Annotated in this window: 10 protein-coding genes and 2 pseudogenes; 10 read left to right on the top strand and 2 right to left on the bottom strand. The window is 56.9% G+C overall.

The window, feature by feature from the left end:
* The first annotated feature begins 339 nt into the window (after positions 1–339).
* The 10 genes and pseudogenes from AEQ67_RS21785 to AEQ67_RS21740 all read left to right on the top strand — a co-directional run bounded on the left by AEQ67_RS21785 (position 340) and on the right by AEQ67_RS21740 (position 12,561).
* The gene (locus AEQ67_RS21785) at positions 340–2,292 is read left to right on the top strand and encodes a type VI secretion system Vgr family protein (RefSeq protein WP_059405882.1); all 1,953 of its coding nucleotides are present in this window, start codon (positions 340–342) and stop codon (positions 2,290–2,292) included.
* Entirely contained in the window at positions 2,282–3,019 is a 738-nt protein-coding gene (locus AEQ67_RS21780) for a DUF4123 domain-containing protein (protein WP_059405881.1), read from the top strand. Before AEQ67_RS21785 ends, AEQ67_RS21780 begins: the two co-directional genes overlap by 11 nt.
* Positions 3,019–7,673, top strand: a pseudogene (locus AEQ67_RS36600) (RHS repeat-associated core domain-containing protein). The gene AEQ67_RS21780 and the pseudogene AEQ67_RS36600 overlap by 1 nt, the downstream one beginning before the upstream one ends.
* Complete coding sequence (locus AEQ67_RS21770; protein WP_059405880.1) at positions 7,670–8,089, top strand: DUF6896 domain-containing protein; 420 nt, start codon at positions 7,670–7,672, stop codon at positions 8,087–8,089. Before AEQ67_RS36600 ends, AEQ67_RS21770 begins: the two are co-directional and overlap by 4 nt.
* 331 nt (positions 8,090–8,420) lie before the next feature.
* On the top strand, positions 8,421–8,873 hold the full coding sequence (locus AEQ67_RS36330; RefSeq protein WP_236710391.1) for a hypothetical protein: 453 nt from the start codon (positions 8,421–8,423) through the stop codon (positions 8,871–8,873).
* Entirely contained in the window at positions 8,873–9,289 is a 417-nt protein-coding gene (locus AEQ67_RS21760) for a hypothetical protein (RefSeq protein ID WP_059405879.1), read from the top strand. The genes AEQ67_RS36330 and AEQ67_RS21760 overlap by 1 nt, the downstream gene beginning before the upstream one ends.
* Positions 9,286–9,933 carry a hypothetical protein gene (locus tag AEQ67_RS21755; RefSeq protein WP_236710390.1) on the top strand — a complete coding sequence of 216 codons (648 nt, stop codon included), beginning with the start codon at positions 9,286–9,288 and terminating at the stop codon, positions 9,931–9,933. Before AEQ67_RS21760 ends, AEQ67_RS21755 begins: the two co-directional genes overlap by 4 nt.
* Positions 9,934–10,302: 369 nt before the next feature.
* A pseudogene (locus AEQ67_RS21750) lies at positions 10,303–10,626 on the top strand (hypothetical protein).
* A 576-nt stretch (positions 10,627–11,202) separates the two neighbouring features.
* Positions 11,203–11,526: a hypothetical protein gene (locus AEQ67_RS21745; RefSeq protein WP_059405878.1), complete on the top strand. Its 324-nt coding sequence runs from the start codon at positions 11,203–11,205 to the stop codon at positions 11,524–11,526.
* 198 nt (positions 11,527–11,724) lie between these two features.
* Entirely contained in the window at positions 11,725–12,561 is an 837-nt protein-coding gene (locus tag AEQ67_RS21740; protein WP_059405877.1) for a 23S rRNA (adenine(2030)-N(6))-methyltransferase RlmJ, read from the top strand.
* 116 nt (positions 12,562–12,677) lie between these two features.
* Here the strand turns inward: AEQ67_RS21740 and msrA are convergent, their stop codons facing one another.
* Both msrA and AEQ67_RS21730 read right to left on the bottom strand, forming a co-directional pair.
* On the bottom strand, positions 12,678–13,325 hold the full coding sequence (gene msrA / locus AEQ67_RS21735) for a peptide-methionine (S)-S-oxide reductase MsrA (RefSeq protein ID WP_059405889.1): 648 nt from the start codon (positions 13,323–13,325) through the stop codon (positions 12,678–12,680).
* A gap of 61 nt (positions 13,326–13,386) precedes the next feature.
* Positions 13,387–16,080 (bottom strand): sensor domain-containing phosphodiesterase, encoded by a 2,694-nt coding sequence (locus tag AEQ67_RS21730; protein ID WP_059405876.1) that lies wholly within the window; start codon positions 16,078–16,080, stop codon positions 13,387–13,389.
* Positions 16,081–16,169: the final 89 nt, after the last annotated feature.

Genomic DNA, 16,169 nt, shown 5'->3' with positions numbered 1-16,169 from the left:
GGAGGGCCGAGGGCTCTGACCTTTCGCCGAACATGAAAACGGCCCGCTCCATTTGGAGGCGGGCCGTTTTTTGTTTGCGGGGAGAAAGTTGTTGGGTTTGATGGCCCCTTCGCGGGCAAGCCTCGCTCCTACAAGAGTTGCGCAAAACCTGTAGGAGCGAGGCTTGCCCGCGAAGAGGCCATCCGCCACAACACATGACTTGTCTATAGCCCAGCATCCCGATTTTTTGAAGGAAGTTTCTCTAAAAAAGTAGGGCGATTCTGAATTGCCTGACCTCCCATCAACACCCCTTGTCGCTCATGCAGAATCGCTCGCCTTCATTCTGCAGAGAGACATCGGATGTTCGATCCTGCCAATCAACCGCGTTTCACGTTGACGATCGACGGCGTCCAGAATGAGCTCAACGTGCTTGAGTTCACGGGCAAGGAAGCCATCAGCCAACCCTACCGTTTTGACCTGGAACTGGTCAGCGAACGGCCGGACATCGAACTCGAAAGCCTCCTGCATCGTCAGGCGTTCCTGAGTTTCGATGCGCAAGGTTCCGGTGTTCACGGTCAGATTTATCGGGTCGGCCAGGGGGATTCCGGGAAACGTCTGACACGCTACCAGGTCAGCCTGGTCCCACGCCTGGCCTACCTCGGCCAACGCATCAATCAGCGGATCTTCCAGCACAAGAGTGTGCCGACGATCATTGCGCAAATCCTCGAGGACCACGGTGTCCTTGAGCACGATGCCTTCGCATTCAAGCTCAATAGCACGTACCCCGAGCGAGAGTATTGCGTGCAATACGCGGAAAGCGATCTGGCGTTTATCCAGCGGCTGTGTGCCGAGATCGGCATTCATTACCACTTCCAGCACAGCGCTGACGGACACCTGCTGGTGTTCGGCGATGATCAGACGTTTTTCCCTCTTCTGCCCGAGCCGACGGTGTACCTGCCAGGCAGCGGGATGGCCGCAGAGATGCCGACTATCAAGCGCTTCAATGTGCGCGTAGAAACCCGGACGACAGCGGTCACCCGTCGCGACTACGACTTCAAAAAACCTCGCCTGCTACTGGAAAGTCACCTCGACAGCGAACAGCGACCGGTGCTTGAGGACTACCAGTTTCCCGGCCAATTCACTGATCGCGAACAGGGCAAACATCGGGTTCAACGAGCGCTTGAACGTCATGCTGCGGACTACCGTCAGGCTGAAGGCCACGGCGATCAATCAGCGCTGGTCAGTGGCCACTTCCTACAGCTCGGTGAGCATCCACGTCAGGAATGGAATGACCTGTGGCTGATTACCCACATCGACCATCACGGCCGTCAGCCGCAAGTGCTGGAAGAGTCGGCCGCCAGTGATGGCGAGGGCAATTTCCAGGGTTATCGCAATACCTTTCTGGCAACGCCGTGGGACGTTTCGTTTCGTCCGCCCCTGGGGCCGGAAAAACCACGCATGGCCGGTTATCAGTCGGCCGTGGTCACTGGGCCCAAAGACAGCGAGATCCACTGCGACGAGTACGGCCGGGTCAAGGTTCAGTTCGCCTGGGACCGTGAGGAGGCACTCAATGATCGTTCCAGTTGCTGGCTGAGGGTGGCGAGCAGTTGGGCTCACGACGGCTATGGCAGCGTACTGATTCCGCGCGTCGGCATGGAAGTGCTGGTGGGGTTCGTCGACGGCGATGCCGACAAACCGCTGGTGATGGGCTGCGTGCCGAATGGCGCCAACCCGGTGGCATTGAATCTTCCGGCAGACAAGACCAGCAGCGTCTTACGCAGTCAAAGCAGTCCTGCGTATCCGAATGGGGAAAAGGGCTACAGCGAGTTACGCATCGAGGACCGTCGCGGCGCCGAGGAAATCTACGTGCGCGCCCAGCGTGACTTTACCCAGCTCGTGCGGCACGACTTGCACGTTCAGGTGGGCCACGAGCGCAGCGCTGTCATTGGCAGCATCGAGCAGCTTGAGTCGACCGATAACCTGCACGTCTACGGTGATCGACACGTCCGTATAAACAGCCAGACCGTCAAGGCGAGCGGGCAATTCCATGTCAGCGCTGGCCAGCAAGTGGTCATCGATGGCGGCGCCAGTGCGACGATTCAGGCGGGCGGGCACTGGATCAACATCGGCCCCGGCGGGATCTTCAGCAGCGTACCGATTCAGGTCGGAGGTGCGCCGATGCCGACACTGGGCGCACCGACCACTCAAAGAAAACTCGTTGCACTGAGTGTGGCGCAGATGCTGAGCCTGAAAAGCGACGCGCCGTTCTGCGAAGAATGCGAGCGCTGCAAGGACGGTGTCTGTGCAGCCTGATGCCCTGTCACCTTGTGGCTGGCTCGAACGCCAGCCGCTGAAACCCTCGGAACAATTGTTCGCCATCTTCAGCAATGCGAGCGTGGCCGAACCCTTTAGGGCCTGGCAGCGTTCGATCACTGCTCAAGCACCCCGTCCGATTTGGGCCGACACCGTTTACGCCGAGTGGGAAGCGGTGATGCCCTATGTCGGAATCATCGCTGATGGCAGTGAGTTTCTGCAGTGGGTCGCCACTACCGAGTCTCGCGACTGGGGTTGGCTGACGGTGTCTTCTGTCACTCAAGAGGCGCTGGTCGAGCATCTACGCAGCCTCACGCAAGTCCTTTTGCCCAACGGTAACGCGGTGTTTTTTCGCTTCTGGGATGGGCGCCATTTGCTGCCGATTCTTCAGTCTGCCGAGGTTAATGCCGCGCAACTAATGCCGGTGATCGACCGCTGTTTGATCAATGGTCAAGCACTCGACATCGGTGGCAGTGCGCTGAAAACCTCGAAGGTTTTTCCGTGGTGGGAAGTTTCTGAATCACTGCTCAAACACCTCGCCGCCGAGTCCACAACAACCCGCATCAACAACTTGCTGAAGTGGCTGAGCGAGGACCGTCCTGATCTTTACGAAGCGTTTTCGGAGAGCGTGTTGCGGCACAAAGTGGCGATCTTTCTTGAGACGCCTCATCTGCATGAAGCACCGAAATCAGCCTTGGTGGATTACCTGATGACGGAGCTGAACTGATGGATCAGATCGTGCGCATCGAGCAGGAGCTCGACGGCTTCAAAGACACGTTGAGTGTGTATCGCCAGCAGCTGGGCGGCTTCTTGAGTCGCAATGCGGACAAGGTCAGCCGCGCCACGGACATGCCGTCGCTGCTAGGCATGGAGCGGCTGATAAAACTCGGCAATACCACTACAGCGGTGAGCAGTGGTGATGACGATTTTTTCTCGACGCTTGCGCAGTGCCCGAAGAGCGGGATTCTGGAGATTGAGAGCAAGTTTGAGTCGGTCTACGACATTCCTCTGGGGAACATTCAGGTCGATGTTATTGCCGTTGAGGGTGGCGAAAAAACCGCGGTCACGCTCGATCAAAATGGCAAGGGGACGTTTGAGGGGACTGCCGGAAAGTTCTATCGCGTTCATGTCCAGAGTGCTGTGACTTCGGACCAAGTTGATGAACTTTTCAAATCTTACGACGGCCTGACTCATGAACTGGAAAGCTGGCTGCGCAAGGAGTGGCAAGGGTTCAAACCGCAATGGTCACAGCAGTCGGCGTCAGCTTCGTTGGCGGCGGTGGGCAATGGAATGCTCGCGGGAGGCTGGGCCGCGATTCAAGAGGTTTGGGATGGCATCGGTGAACTCACCGACATCCTGAAAGACCCCAACGCCTTTATCGAAAAGCTCGGCGAAAGTGCCGGCGAACTGGTCAAACTCGCAGAAAGCGCTCCCGACAAAATTGAAAAAGCCATGTTGCTGGCCAGCGACGAGGCGGCGCTGTGTTTGCTGATGCGCACGGTCACGTTGTGGCTGGCATGTTGCCGCCGGCGCAACTGGCCGGGTCCTCGGCCGAGGCCTTGTCCAAGCTGGTGGTCGGCCTGGTCATCGACCTGTTGATTGGCCTGGTGTTGTGTGTGGTTGGGGTTGGTATTGCCTGGTTGGCGGTGCGCCTGACCCAGTACAGCACGCAGATTTTTCAGGCGGCAATGCGCTTCGTGAAGTCGATGGTCGCGGTCATCGACACCTTTATGGCCTACGTCGACCGCTACAAAAAAGTCGCCGCGCGCGGCGTTGCAGCGGGGCTGAAAAATGGCCGGATGGAGCTGCGCTGGAATGGACGCAAAAACACCACGCTGAAAAAAGACGAGCACCACGACAACGCTCCGAAGCAGGCCACCAACCCCAACGGCGACAGCGCCGATGCCGCCGATAAAACCGCCACCAACAAATGCCCGGTGTCGATGGTCACCGGCGAAGAACTGCTGACCCTCACCGACGGCTCGCTGGACGGCATCCTGCCGTTCGACTTCACCCGGCTCTATCGCACCAGCGCCGCCGAAATCGATGGTGGCCTCGGTTTTGGCTGGAGCCACAGCCTCGCGCATCGACTGGACATCGACGGCGAACACGTCACCTGGATCGACCACGAAAACCGCCGTACGACCTTTCCGCTACCCAACATCGAACGCCCGGCGATCCACAACAGCCTGTCGCGGGCGGCGATTTTTCTCGGCGATCAACCGGAAGAACTGATCCTCGCCCAGGCCGGCGACGACGCGCGTTTCTATCACTTCATCAACGGTCAGCTCACGACCATCAGCGACGCTTACGACAATCGCCTGCGCATCAGCCGCGACCGCCAGGATCGCGTCCAGCGCCTCGACAACGGTGCCGGTCGCGCCCTGTTGTTGCGCTATGACCGCCGCCATTTGGTTGCCGTCGACTATCAGGTGTTTGTCCCGGCCCCGACCCTCGACGAAGCCTGGCACACCGAACAAACGCTGGTCACTTATCGCTATGACGAGCGCGGTCGACTGATTGAAGCGAGTAACGCCGCCAGCGAAAGCGAGCATTACGACTACGACGAGCAACACGTGATCCTACGGCGGCAACTGGCCGGTGGGGCGAGTTTCTTCTGGGCGTGGGAAAGGTCCGGCAAGGCGGCGCGATGTGTCCGCCACTGGGCATCGTTTACGCAGATGGACGCGCGTTACGTCTGGGATGACGAGGGCAGCGTCACCGTCCAGAACATTGATGGCAGCGAAGAGGTTTATGAGCACGACGATCGTGCGCGGCTGGTGCGCAAGGTCGCCTTGGATGGCGGCGAGCAGCTCAAAGCCTACGACGATCAGGGTCGGTTGATTGCCGAGCAGGATCCGCTGGGAGCTGTCACCGAGTACCACTACGACGAAGTCGGACGGCTGGTTGCGCTGATTCCCCCGCAAGACAAGCCAACGGCCTACGAGTACCGCAACGGTTTCCTGCATACGCGGTATCGCGGCAAAGCCGTGTGGAAGTATCAGCGCAATGCTCAGGGTGACATCACCGAAGCGACTGATCCGGATGGGCAGGTCACCCACTATTTCTACGATGAAAAAGGCCAGCTGCTGTCGATCCGCTATCCGGACACCAGCCGCCATGTTTTTGTCTGGAATGCCTTGGGCCAACTGCTTGAAGAAACCTTGCCGGACGGGGGGCAACGGCGGTTTTCCTACGATGCGTTGGGGCGGCGGATTACCCGTCAGGATGAACACGGTGCGGTTACCCGATACAACTGGGACGCTGTTGGACGACTGATCCAGACGACGCTTCCTACCGGTGCTACTCGCGCCTTCGGCTACAACGCCTACGACAAGATCACCGCCGAGCGCGATGAACTGGGCCGGGGGACGCGTTTTGAGTACGTCGATGACTTGCACCTGGTCAGCCGCCGACTCAACCCCGACGGCACCCAGCTTTGTTATCGCTACGACAATGCGCAGCTGTTGCTCACCGAGATCGAAAACGAATCCGGCGAAAAATATCAGCTGGACTACACGCCCAGCGGCCTCATCCGACAAGAGACCGGCTTCGATGGGCAGCGCACGGCGTACGCCTATGACCTCAACGGCCATCTGCTGGAGAAAACCGAGTTCGGCAATGATGGCTCGCAACTAGTCACAGCTTATGAGCGGGACTCGGCAGGGCGGTTGCTGGTCAAGACCTTGCCCGATGGCATCCAAGTCGAATACCGCTACGACAGCCTCGGCCGCCTGATCAGCGTCGATGACGGCCACGACCATCCGCTGGAATTCGAGTATGACCAGCAAGATCGCCTGATCACCGAGCACCAAGGCTGGGGCACGCTGCGTTATGGCTACGATGCCTGCGGCCAACTCAACCGCCTGCGCCTGCCGGACGGCAGCAAACTCGATTACCACCACGCCAAGGGCGGCGCGCTGACCGCCATCGACCTCAACGGCACGCGGCTCACCACGCACCAATTTGCTTTCGGTCGCGAACAGCAACGCCAGCAAGGCCTGCTGCTCAGCGAATACGCCTACGACGATCAGGGGCGTCTGAAGGCTCACGCTGTCAGACAAAACCAACAACCGCTGTATCGCCGCGATTATGCCTACAGCGCCAACGGCAACCTCGACAGCCCCGCCGCCCCCCGCCACGGCCAGCGCCGCTATGACTACGACCCGCTCGGCCACCTGCCCCGCGTGCGCCACAGCCGCGACGCCCCGCCGGAAAGTTTTGCCCACGACCCGGCGGGCAACCTGCTCATGCAGGACCGCCCCGGCGCGGCGAAGATTTCGGGCAATCGGTTGTTGATGCAGGGTGATCGGCATTACGACTACGACGCCTTCGGCAACCTCATCCGCGAACGCCGAGGCACTGCGCAAAAACTGGTCACCGAATACCGCTACGACTGCCAGCACCGACTGGTCGGCGTCACCTTGCCGGATGGAAGTGGCGCGAGTTATCGCTACGACGCCTTCGGCCGCCGCATCGCCAAAACCGTCGACGGCAACACCACCGAATTCTTCTGGCAGGGCGACAACCTCGTCGCCGAAAGTGCTCGCGAGCATTACCGCAGCTTCGTCTATGAACCGGGCAGCTTCCGCCCGCTGGCCATGCTCGACGGCAAAGGCCCGCGCCAGGCGTGCCCGTTCTACTACCAACTCGACCATCTCGGCACACCGCAAGAACTGACCGATTACAGTGGCGAAATCGTCTGGTCAGCGAAGTACAACGCCTACGGCAAAGTGACTCGCCAGACGTTCGGCGGGGGAGAACAACTCGACCAGCCACTGCGGTTTCAAGGACAGTACTTCGACACCGAGAGCGGCCTGCATTACAACCGGCATCGGTACTACGATCCGGATGTGGGGCGGTATCTGACGCCAGATCAGATCAAGTTGGCGGGTGGGCTGAACCCGTATCAGTACACGCTGAATCCTACGGGGTGGGTTGATCCGTTGGGGTTGAGCGGGAATTGCCCGCCGCCGAATAAGCCTGGGTGTAAGACGCCGGATGATACTGCTGGCGTTAAGGTTGATGTAGGTGAGCCGCCGCTACCTAATGTGATCAGCGGAGTAGATCCGGGCAGTTTGAAAAGAACTCATGCGATAGAGGGCAAAACTTCCACCAAGCAAGTAGAAAGTATCGCTGGAAAAATGCAAAAAAGCGGGTATGACGACGATTGGCCAATTGACGTTGTGGAACATAGGGGCAACCGCTATATAGTCGATGGACATCATAGGGCCGCTGCAGCCAGACAAACTCATACCAAAGTCAGTATTGTTTTGATAAAAGATATTGATCGCCATCACAGCATTTTCAGCAATGTTGATGAAGTAAAAGAATCTGCTGATAACGTAGGGCATGACAGATTGGTGAGGCCGAGAAGATGAAAAATAAAAATCTGGAATATTTGATTGATGACTTTCTGGCTCAGGTAGAAAGAGCTACGAACTTGCTTGAGGGTCGCTTTGGTAAAAAGTGTATTCTTCGGCTGTGGCGGGAAAATGCTATTCCGCAGCGTGGTGAAATTTTAGATGGCATAAATTATGAACTACATGGTGTCGGTTGTCGGGTGTATTTCCCGGAAATGTGCGTCGACTTCGATTATGGTCCGAACGAGCGGGTTGATGGATTTGATGTTTGGAGGCTTTATATTTATGCATGCGAAGCTCCTCTTCGCCACCCTAAATACGTTGATGAGGATGCGCTAAAGCGAGATTTTCATGAATACGTTAGTCTTGGCAAAGTAGAGAGGGTTTTGGACTCTATGTCAAATCTCTACTTTAAGAAACAAGTGGATTGGTAATGTTGTGTGAGTTATTAGCTTTTGTCGATTTTGAGGTGGTGTCGTGATAATCCGCGAAGGTTTTTAATTATTATGGATGTTCATAACTCAACGAGGAGTTCATGGAAAAGCAAGTCCGTTTTTTTGCTGATCCGACCCAGCAAAGGGTCGTGTTAATTTTTGCTGCTCACTTCGAAGGTGTTGTTGGCGTTGATCAGAGTAGCAAATAAGTCCGTCCCTTTTTCGAAGGTAAAGCCTAGCGGATATAAGCTCGGGGTTTAAGGGGGGTAGAGGGGCAAAGTCGTCGAAGTTTAGTCCGGTGAGAAAGATCCTTATTGCGGAGATGAATTGATTGAAAAATATAGCGGTTATGTTGATCGAAAAGTTTGTGAAGAATGTCGTTTTTAGTGCTGTAAGAATGGTAGTTAAAATGCGTGCTAATGATAAGGATGGAGCGGAATATTCGGGTTCGGCTGTTGAGCAGCAAGCCCTTAGTTGCGAGCTTCATGAAGGCAAAAACTGGAGAGCCGTTAAAAGCTCTAAGTTTTTGAGCCATAGAGCGCAGTTGAATGCATATAATGAAGCGATGACAAGGGAAGCCAGAAAAATGTCGCGTTTTACAGGGGAGGATAGTAAAGGGAATTTGGTAGTGCGAATGGAGGCCGAAAATATAGGCGTTGGATATGAGCCTAATCCTTTAGATCCCGCCAACCCACGTTACATCCCTAAGATGAATGCGTTTGAGATGAAATTCGATTTTGAGACGTTGCAGCCTATAACGTTTTACCCGATAGAGAAAATTTAATGTTGATGCATCCTTTTCTTAATGTTCCATATAATCCACGCTTAGAGCATTTTCTTGGCGGGTTCGATATATATGATCGCGAGGAGAGTCTAGGTGTTGAATTGGCTGCGTACGACCCTGATTGTCCTTCGGATAGAGAATTTTTAATTTCTCGATTTATTATAAAGCGCTTTGCTGGGTTGAGTTATCGGCACAAATTTGTTTTATTTTTTGTGTTGGGAGAGGCTCTTGATAGTGGTTCGAGTGTTTTTTCTGAAGTTCTGGAGCATGACCCGATGTCTCATTCTTTGCTTCCTCTTGGGTGGAATGCAATGAAAGATCCAAGGGCGTTTTTTGAAGATATTTACGTTAAGTTATCCGAGGCGTGGGTCGATGATCTGTATAAAGCGAGTCAGGAGGATTTTTCAGAGTGGTGAGTTCTGCGTTGAGGTTTGTTGAAGAAGAAAAAACTGCATCATTACGTAAACGCATGAATGACGCTGGATGTGTTTTTAAATTTTTGGTGCTCGCGCCTGAATCTGTTGTTGACGTTAATGAAAGCATTCATCGGCAGGCGTTAAATGTGCTTCATGAGATGCTACTCAGTGAAATGCTAGAGTGGCACGAGCATCGGATCAAGGATCCAGCGTATCAGAACACCCAAAAACCACTTATTGGTTGGGACCTAGAAAGCGCCGTCGCTACCCCATTAAGCCGGGATGAAGTGCTGAGTCTTACCCAAATTGATCGAACCGATATTTTTGAACGGCTGGCACTTTACGCTTCCTTTTTATATCCGCCGTATCGTGCCCAATTTAGAAGGGGGGAGTCGGAGGCTCAATCCGTTTTTTACGAATGGTGTGAACTCCTTGGGTTGAATGATCCGGAGGATATCGTAGTAGTGAACTGGGTAGATGCGCTTAATACGGAATTGCATACCTGTGATGACGACATTTTCGGTGTCACGCCTTGGAGCGATTATTTTGATGCAGGCTTGGAATGGTGGGGCGTGTGGTGTCTCACGATATGGAATCCCAAGCGTCGAACTATTAGCGCGTTGATTGCGAGCACTACTGACTGAATCAGGGGCGTTTAAATCTATCGTAAAAATAGGGAAATTTCTGGGCAGGCTCGTCGGACGTTTCCTTCAAGTTGTAGCGGTTTGCATGAACTGGTGCGCGATGGATTGCAGGGATAGTCTTTGGCTGTCACCGCGATTGCGGTGGCAGGGTGTAGGAACCCTTGGATTCACCGCGCATCAGCGCTGTCGTTTGATTGCGGCACTTTATTTGTGTCCGTAAGATCGTTCGCGGCGGCTGTGCGTGGGGCACGCTTCGGCGTGGCTGAGTTTGGTGGATTCCTCAGTTTCCTACTCCCGCGTACAGCTGCCACCCAAGCCCGTAGGAAAGGCCGGTGGTAGCTTAAATTTATCCACCAAGGTCTAAAATCAATGAAAACACTTCACCCCGATCCACCCTACGTAAAACCAATCCCTCACCCCGAAAACCGCTTCATGGCGCTCACCAGCAACTGCGACGACATGCCCACCTTGTTCGTCGACACCCACGCGCCGCTCGATGTTTTATATGACGCTGCCAGCTATCGGATTCAGGCCGTCACTCAGGTGATGGAGAACCTGTCCATGCGCGGTTAGATTGAGTGTCAGTCGTTCATTCTCAGTGACTTTGCCTTGCTCTGCGCCATTCCGTTGCGGGATGGGTGTGATGTGTTGGATGTGCTTGGGCGGCGGTTGCGAGCGCGGCCTTCGGAGTAAAGCGGCTGAATAATTGTTCTCGCGCTGAGCGTGGGAACGATTACTTGGTAAGCGGGGTGTGGAAAGACGGTCTTCATAGGCCCGCCTTGAAGGCCTATCAACTTGATGACGCTCGTTATCTGTAGCGCTGAAAGATTTTGTGACCGCTTCGCGCTCATTCGCGGGCAAGCCTCGCTCCTACAGGATTGAAGTCGTTCTCATTTTTTGATGGCCTACCTCGGACCTGTAGGAGCGAGGCTTGCCCGCGAAGGCGGTGTTATAGGCTGCGAAATTTCTGGGCAAGGTCGTCGGAAGTTTCCTTCAAGTTGTAGCGGTTTCCATGAACTGGTGCGCATCGGATCTCATCGATAGTCTTTGGTGGTCACTGCAAATTCAGTGACAGGGCGTGGAAGCCTTTCTATCGTTAGGCGCATCAAGCGCCACCAGTTCGGCGTGTTTTATGGTGGCTGTGCGCGGGGCGCTTTCGAGTGCGCCGGGTGCCTAACGTCTCGGTCTTCCACACCTGCGTACAGCCGCCACCCATTGCGTGGAAGCGATTTCTGACGGCTTCAATCCATACGTTAGGACTAAAAATCGATGAAAACCCTTCACCCCGATCCACCCTACGTAAAACCAACCCCCCACCCCGAAAACCGCTTCATGGCGCTCACCAGCAACTGCGACGACATGCCCACCCTGTTCGTCGACACCCACGCGCCGCTCGATGTTTTATATGACGCTGCCAGCTATCGGATTCAGGCCGTCACTCAGGTGATGGAGAACCTGTCCATGCGCGGTTCGATTGAGTGTCAGTCGTTCATTCTCAGTGACTTTGCTTTACTCTGCGCCATTCCGTTGCGGGATGGGTGTGATGTGTTGGATGTGCTGGGGCGGCGGTTGCGGGCGCGGTCTTCGGAGTAAGTTAATACGCACGTTTTTGTAGGAGCTGGCTTGCCAGCGAAGGGAGGCGACGCGGTGTGTCAGGTAAAACGCCTTCGCTGGCAAGCCAGCTCCTACAGGTTGTGTTGCGGCTTCGATGCTGCAATTGCCCGCTCGGCTGTGAGGTCCTGACGTTCGTCGCCGTACAAGGTAAACTTCCCGGCCTTCGCAGGAGCAATCATGAATTATCGTCACGCCTTCCATGCCGGCAATCACGCCGATGTGTTCAAACACCTGACTTTGACCCGCCTCATCGCCCTGATGTCGCGCAAGGAGCAGCCGTTTGCCTATCTCGACACTCACGCCGGCATTGGTCTGTACGACCTGCAGGGTGATCAGGCGAGCCGTACCGGTGAGTACCTGGAAGGGATCGCGCGGTTGTGGGATCAGCCGGATCTGCCGGCGTTGACCGCCGATTACATGAAGGTGCTGCACGACATGAACCCGGATGGCCAGTTGCGCTATTACCCGGGGTCGCCGGAGTTGGCGCGGCGCCTGACGCGGCCGCAGGATCGGGTGATGCTCAATGAGAAACACCCGGAAGACGGTGTGTTGCTCAAGGACAACATGGCCGGCGACCGTCGGGTGAAGGTGCACCTGGGCGAAGGCTGGCATGTGCCGCGTGCGATGTTGCCGGTGCAGGAGAAGCGGGCGGTGATGTTGATTGATCCGCCGTTCGAGCAGCTCGATGAGATGCAGCGTTGCGCGGCGTCGCTGAAAGAGGCGATTGGCCGGATGCGCCAAACCGTGGCGGCGATCTGGTATCCGGTGAAGGACCCGCGCATGTTGCGGCGTTTTTATCAGGATTTGGCGGGCACGGGCGCGCCGAAGTTATTGCGGGTGGAGTTGTTCGTGCATCCGTTGGATACGCCGAACAGTCTGAACGGCTCGGGGTTGGCGATTGCGAATCCGCCGTGGGGCCTGGAAGAGGAATTGCGTGAGCTGCTGCCGTGGTTGTCCAAGAAGTTGGGACAGACCCAGGGTGGGTGGCAGATGGATTGGTTGATTGCGGAGTAGCAGCGGCAAGCCACAAATCCTGTAGGAGCCGGCTTGCTGGCGAATGCGGCGGGAGGTCTGGCGGTGATCTCTCGGGCGCCTTCGCTGGCAAGCCAGCTCCTACAGGTGATGTTGCTTCAGATCGGGCAGGTCACGCCTGTACCGCCAATCCCGCAATACCCTTCAGGGTTTTTCGCCAGGTATTGCTGGTGGTAAGCCTCGGCGAAGTAGACCGTCGGCGCTTCGTCGATTTCGGTGGTGATGATGCCTTTTCCAGCCTTGGTCAATTCAGCCTGGAACACTTGCGCGCTGTGTTTCGCGGCGGCCAACTGATCCGGGTTCGTGGCGTAGATCACCGAGCGGTACTGCGTGCCGATGTCGTTGCCCTGGCGCATGCCTTGGGTCGGGTTGTGCAGTTCCCAGAACATCTTCAGCAGTGCTTCGTAGCTGACTTTGGCCGGTTCGTAGACCACCAATACCACTTCGCTGTGGCCGGTCAGGCCGGAGCAGACTTCTTCATACGTCGGGTTTGGTGTAAAGCCACCCGCATAACCCACCACGGTACTGACCACGCCTTCGCGCTGCCAGAACTTGCGTTCCGCGCCCCAGAAGCAGCCGAGGCCGAAGATCGCGAAATCCACGTCCATCGCAAACGGGCCCAGCAGCGGGGCGTCGTGGACGAAGTGCTTTTCCGGCAAGTTCATTGGGGTTTCACGGCCAGGCAGAGCTTGTTCTTTTGTAGGAAACACGTTTTTGTTCACCAGAATTTCCGAGCGCAGAACCATCATCAGTCCTCTCAGTTTGGGAATAGTCAGACACGCAGTTTGCCCGAGTCTTACACCGCTGTCAGGCGATAGGGCCGCGCGGGTAGCGTTTGAGCTTCTCGATCAATTCGGAGCCCGGGATCGGTCGGTCGAACAGATAACCCTGGCCGACGTCGCAACGGTGGCGGCGCAGGAAGGCCAGCTGTTCGGCCGTCTCGATGCCTTCAGCCACGACCTTGATTTTCAGGTTGTGGGCCATGGCGATCACCGCGGAGGTGATTTCCATGTCGTCCTGGTTGTCCGGGATTTCGTGGATGAAGCTTCGATCGATCTTAATGATGTCGATCGGGAATTTTTTCAAGTAGCTGAGCGACGAGTAACCGGTGCCGAAGTCGTCCATGGCCAGGGTCAGGCCCAGGCGCTTGAGCTGGTCGAGCTGCAAGTGGGTGTCTTCGGTGGCTTCCAGCAGCAGGCCTTCGGTTAACTCCAGCTCCAGCAGGTTCGCCGGCAGCGCTTCTTCCTTGAGGATGTTGGCGATGGACGCCACCAGGTCCGGGTCGGAGAACTGCTTGGGCGACAGGTTGATCGCCACTTGCAAGTTGCCCAGGCCGGCGGCGGTCAGCTCTTTACTCATGCGGCACGCCTGACGGGCGATCCATTTGCCAATCGGAATGATCAGGCCGGTTTCTTCGGCGACGCTGATGAACTGGTCCGGACGGATCATGCCTTTTTCCGGATGGTTCCAGCGCAGCAAGGCTTCCATCCCCAGCAGGCGGCCGCTGCGCAGGCAGAGCTTGGGTTGGTAGAACACGTCCAGCTCGTTTTGCGTCAAGGCGCGGCGCAGGTTGTTTTCGACGAACAGTTTGTAGCTGGCCTCGGCGTTCAGCGCTTCGGTAAACACCTGAACCTGATGTTTGCCGTTGGCCTTGGCCTTGTGCAGCGCAAGCCCGGCGTTACGCATCAGGGTTTGCGGGTCGCGGCCGTGCAGTGGCGCGCAAGCCAGGCCCACGGAACCGGTGACGCTGATCAACTGGTTGTCGACGAACATCGGCTTGTCGAGGGTCATCAGCAACTGGCTGGCGATCTGTTGACCGGCCTGCTGGTCGGTGTTGTCGAGCAGCACGGCAAATTCGTTACTGGCAAAGCGCGCCAGGCTGCCACTCGGGCTCAGGCTGTTGCGCAGACGTCGGGCCAGGCTGATCAGCAACTTGTCGCCAGTCTGGTGGCCGAGGCTGTCGTTGATCCGCTTGAAGTTGTCGATGTCCACCAGCAACAGGCTGATCGGGGTATCGCTGTCTCGGGCGAAACGTTCATCGAGGTTGCGGATGAACGCCGGGCGATTGCCGAGGTTGGTCAGGTTGTCGGTGTAGGCCAGGCGCTCGATGCGCTGCTGGGCGAGCTTGGTCTGGGTGATGTCTTCGTAGATGCCGATGTAATGCGTCAGCTCGCGGTTGTCGCCATACACCTTGGAGATCGACAACTGGCCCCAGTAGGGTTCGAGGTTTTTCCGGCGGCTCTTGAACTCGCCTTGCCAGCTGTTGCTCTTGGCCAGCGCCGAGGGCGCGTCGAACAGCAGTTCGCTGAGGTTTTCCAGTGCCGGCAGTTCCGACAGCCGCTGGCCGTGGACTTCTTCGGTGGTGTACTGGGTGATCGCGGTGAAGCTCGGGTTGACGTATTCCACCACGCCGTCGCAATTGACCAGCAGAAAGGCGTTGGCACTTTGCTCGACCGCACGCTGGAACAGGTGCAGGGCACTGGTGGCGGTACGGCGGTTGTGGTTATTGATGACCTGGGCGAACTGATCCGCCAGCTCGCCGGCGAAGGCGATTTCGTCCGATTGCCAGGCGCGGGTCGCACCGGTCTGCTCCAGGCACAGCACGCCGACCACTTGGCCGTCGACGCGGATGCTGGCGTCGAGCATGGCGTTGACATTACGCGGGCGCAGGAGCTCGGCCAATTCCCGGGTGCGCGGGTCGCGCGCGACGTTGTGGGCGTCGATGGCACGGCCGGTGTGCAAGGCTTCCAGATAATCGGGGAACCCGCTGACGTCGATCGGCTCCGGCAGTTGGTATTCCTGGCAGGCGCGGTGATAGGCCGAGATCGGCACCAGCATCGAACCTTCGAGGTTCCACAGGCTGGCGCAGTCGATTTCGTAGATGTCACAGGCGCTGCGAGTGATCAGCTCGGCGGCTTCTTGTAGAGAATTATTGGTGCTGTAGCGCTGGCGGGTCAGCAGCAGGATCAGGTCTTGCTGGGCACGCACGCGGTCCAGGTGCAGGAGTTGTTCCTGCTGGGCGCGTTGATTGAGTTCGAGGGCGATTTGCAGGCGCGAGTTCTGGGTTTCCAGGTCCAGCGCCGGTATCAGCGGTTCGCCGCCGAACAGGCCATCGACCACCAGCAGGTAGCCGCGCAACAGGTGTCGATTATGTTGTTTGTAGGCTTCACCCAACTCCAACAGGCTCAAGGTGCCGGCGGCCGTGTGCAGGGTGTAGCGGATCAGGTAATGCGGGCTTTCGGTAAGTTGCAACTGGACCGCGTCATGCAGTTGATAGCGCGCTTCGGGCTCCATCAGGCTCGCGTAGGGCGAGCCGACCAGGGCACACAGCTCCACCGCCGGCAGGCCGAATTGTCGTTCGCAATTGGGATCGAGAAACAGCAGCGCCCAGCTCGGTTCATTCAGCCGTTCGAAACGCAGCATGCCGAGCCGCGAGGGCACCGGCAACTGCGTCACTACCTCGGCCACCATACGGCTGGCGGCATCGGGTTGGCTTTTCATAGGGAGGGAAACTCGCTTCGAATATGCTGATCGCGCCGGGCTCTCGCCCTCTTTATTGTTGCCTGCGGCAAGGTTGCATCATTGCGACA

Source organism: Pseudomonas sp. RIT-PI-q (assembly GCF_001297125.1).
Classification (GTDB): domain Bacteria; phylum Pseudomonadota; class Gammaproteobacteria; order Pseudomonadales; family Pseudomonadaceae; genus Aquipseudomonas.
This window is presented reverse-complemented; position numbering and strand designations above follow the sequence as displayed.

Coding starts and splice junctions, on each gene's coding strand:
- AEQ67_RS21785 (WP_059405882.1), top strand. CDS start 340: ATGTTCGATCCTGCCAATCAACCGCGTTTCACGTTGACGATCGACGGC.
- AEQ67_RS21770 (WP_059405880.1), top strand. CDS start 7,670: ATGAAAAATAAAAATCTGGAATATTTGATTGATGACTTTCTGGCTCAG.
- AEQ67_RS21760 (WP_059405879.1), top strand. CDS start 8,873: ATGTTGATGCATCCTTTTCTTAATGTTCCATATAATCCACGCTTAGAG.
- AEQ67_RS21745 (WP_059405878.1), top strand. CDS start 11,203: ATGAAAACCCTTCACCCCGATCCACCCTACGTAAAACCAACCCCCCAC.
- AEQ67_RS21740 (WP_059405877.1), top strand. CDS start 11,725: ATGAATTATCGTCACGCCTTCCATGCCGGCAATCACGCCGATGTGTTC.
- msrA (WP_059405889.1), bottom strand. CDS start 13,325: ATGGTTCTGCGCTCGGAAATTCTGGTGAACAAAAACGTGTTTCCTACA.
- AEQ67_RS21730 (WP_059405876.1), bottom strand. CDS start 16,080: ATGAAAAGCCAACCCGATGCCGCCAGCCGTATGGTGGCCGAGGTAGTG.